The sequence below is a fragment of the Streptomyces sp. NPDC008086 genome (assembly GCF_042957325.1).
In the GTDB taxonomy this organism is placed as follows: Bacteria; Actinomycetota; Actinomycetes; order Streptomycetales; family Streptomycetaceae; genus Streptomyces.
The window spans coordinates 1-1,730 of the sequence record NZ_JBIBIA010000028.1 but is presented as its reverse complement, the minus strand read 5'-3'; the positions used below and the strand labels follow the sequence as shown (position 1 = coordinate 1,730).

Below are 1,730 nucleotides of genomic sequence, written 5' to 3'. Positions count from 1 at the left end.
GAGAGCAGGGAGTCCTGCCTGCCGGAGCCGAGCCAGCGCACCAGGGCCACCAGGCCGAGGGCGAGGATGGCGAAGGCGATGAGGATGGCGCTGACGGCGGTGACGCTGGGGTCGATCTCGAAGGTGAGCGAGTTGTAGACCTGCACGGGCAGGGTGACGGTGTCGACGGAGGACAGGAACTGGGAGATGTAGAACTCGTCGAAGCTGGTGATGAAGGAGAAGATCGCCGCCGCGATCATGCCCGGCGCCGCGAGCGGGAAGGTGATGCGCCGGGCGATCGTGAGGCGGCCGGCGCCCATGCTGGCGGCGGCGTCCTCGAGGCGTTCGTCGATGCCGCGCAGGGTCGCGATGAGGATGAGGACTGCGATGGGGGCGGCGAGGACGGTGTGGCCGAGGGCGATGGCGATGGGGCTGCCGAGCATGGCGGCGGGTTCGAAGAGGAGGAACAGCCCGAGTGCGGTGACGATCTGGGGGATGACCAGGGGGCCGAGGACGAGGGCGAAGACCGCTGAGCGCAGCGGGAGTTCGCTGCGGACCAGGGCGGTTGCGGCGGTGACTCCGATGATGAGGGAGAAGACGGTGCTCAGGGCGGCGACCAGGGCGGACAGGGAGAGCGCGGCGGGCCATTTGCTGCCGTCGGCGAACAGCGCCTTGTACCAGTTCAGCGTCCACGTCTCCGGGGGGAAGGAGGCGAAGGCGTTGTTGCTGAAGGAGGTGACGAGGATGACGACGATCGGCAGCGCCAGGAACAGCAGGATCACGGTGGCGACCGCGGTCAGGGCGATGCGTCCGGTGAGGGTCTTGCGCAGTTCCATCATCACGCGCTCCTCTTCTTACGGCTCGCGCCGAGCGAGGTCACGGCCTTGACCAGCAGCAGTCCGGCCAGGGTGAGGACCAGCAGGATGACGCCCTGGGCGGCCGCCCCGTTCCACTGGTTCTCCTTGGTGACCTGCTGGTTGATGAGGGTGGCGATCATCGTCTGGTTGGGACCGCCCATCAGGGCCGGGGTGATGTAGTAGCCCAGCGAGAGGATGAAGCTGAGCAGCCCGGCACTGGCCAGCCCGGGGGCGACCAGCGGCAGATAGACACGCCGGAAGATCGTCACCTTGCCCGCGCCCATGCTGGAAGCGGCCGCCAGCAGACGCCGGTCCACCCCGCGCATCACCCCATACAGCAGGAGCACCGTGTACGGCAGCATCATGGAGGTGGTGCCGATGACCACACCGAGTTCGTTGTAGAGCAGCTGAAACGGGGCTCCGGGGACCGACATGCTGGTGAGGGTCTCGTTCACCAGACCCTTGTCGCCGAGCATGATGATCCAGCCGTAGGTGCGCACCAGGGCGGAGACGAAGTGCGGGACGACCACGACCAGCATCGCAAGGCCGGCCCAGATGGGCTTGAGCCGGGTGATGGCCTGGGCCAGGACGAACCCGAAGACCAGGCTCAGCACGGCTGTTTCGGCGGAGATCCGCAGCGTGGTGAACAGCACCGACAGGTTCACGCCGGTCAGCGCGTCGGCGTACCAGTGCAGCGTGAACGATCCGTCGGCGTTCTTCAGGCTGAGCAGCAGCGTGGAGAAGATCGGGTAGACGAACAGCACCAGCAGATACACGACGACGGGCAGCGCGTACAGGATCCCGACCCGGGTCCGCCGCGAGGCCAGCAGTTTGCGGGGGCGGGCCGGAGCGCCCGCGGTGAGAGTGGCAGCCATGACTCACCCCGCCTGTTCG

At 67.5% G+C, this 1,730-nt stretch carries 2 protein-coding genes; both read right to left on the bottom strand.

The window, feature by feature from the left end; genetic code table 11:
- Positions 1-818 (bottom strand): ABC transporter permease subunit (locus ACFZBP_RS42170; protein WP_391421137.1); only part of this gene is annotated, 818 nt, incomplete at its 3' end.
- Entirely contained in the window at positions 818-1,711 is an 894-nt protein-coding gene (locus tag ACFZBP_RS42165; RefSeq protein ID WP_383461270.1) for an ABC transporter permease, read from the bottom strand. The genes ACFZBP_RS42165 and ACFZBP_RS42170, both read right to left, overlap by 1 nt.
- Positions 1,712-1,730: the final 19 nt, after the last annotated feature.

Coding starts and splice junctions, on each gene's coding strand:
- ACFZBP_RS42165 (WP_383461270.1), bottom strand. CDS start 1,711: ATGGCTGCCACTCTCACCGCGGGCGCTCCGGCCCGCCCCCGCAAACTG.